This is a genomic window from Streptomyces lincolnensis (assembly GCF_021173675.1).
GTDB lineage: Bacteria > Actinomycetota > Actinomycetes > Streptomycetales > Streptomycetaceae > Streptomyces > Streptomyces lincolnensis_B.
This window is the reverse complement of record NZ_JAIHON010000043.1, coordinates 1-880: the sequence shown is the minus strand read 5'-3', so window position 1 is coordinate 880 and position 880 is coordinate 1. Positions and strand designations below refer to the sequence as shown.

The window sequence follows — 880 nt, the reverse complement described above, 5'->3', positions numbered from 1 at the left end:
TACTGCAGCCGCAGTTGGTGTGACTGGTGGTTGGGCTGTTCGTTGAGCCGGGCATGGGTGGGGACGTCACGGTTGACGAGGTGCACCGGTGGGCGGCCGGTCTGGACGCTCTCCATGCTCGGTTCGGTGGGCGTTTCCGTCGGTCGGAGCCGCGTCGGCGGGCAAGGGAGCGCCGAGGACGGCGTGCTGACGGTGGACGAGACCGGCTTCATCAAGAAGGGCACCCGGTCGGCCGGCGTGCAGCGGCAGTACACCGGAACGTCCGGGAAGATCGACAACTGTCAGCTGGGAGTGTTTCTGGCTTACGCCTCACCGAGAGGGCGGGCGCTGATCGACAGGGAGCTGTACCTGCCCACCTCCTGGACCGAGGACCCGGCCCGCCGGGCGGACGCGAGGATCAGCGAGGAGGTCGTCTTCCGCACCATGCCCGCACTGGCCCGCGCGATGCTGGAGCGGGCGGTCGCGGCGAAGGTGCCGTTTCGCTGGGTGACCGGCGACGAGGTCTACGGCCAGGACCCCTCTTGCGCCGCTGGCTGGCCGACCAGCACCTGAGCTACGTCCTGGCGATCTCCTCCAGGCACCGGTGCGGGCCACGCGGGCAGAGCGCCCGCACCATCTCGGCGATCCTTCCCGAGCACGCCTGGGAGACCCGCTCCGCCGGTGACGGCGCCACGGCCTGCGCGAATACGCCTGGGCCCTGGTCCCCCTGCCCGGCAAGCGCGACGACGGCTTCGAAGACGCCCTGCTGATCCGCCGCAGCCTCACCGACGGCGAACGCGCCTACTACCTGGTGCACGCACCCGCGGACACTCCACTGTCGGAGACCGTCCGCGCTGCCGGGGCCCGCTGGGCGATCGAGGAATGCTTCCAGGCGGCCAAG

General features: G+C 70.7%; 1 pseudogene. It reads left to right on the top strand.

From position 1 onward, the window contains the following. Positions 1–53: 53 nt before the first annotated feature. Positions 54–880, top strand: a pseudogene (locus K4B79_RS48905) (IS701 family transposase); the annotation flags it as partial.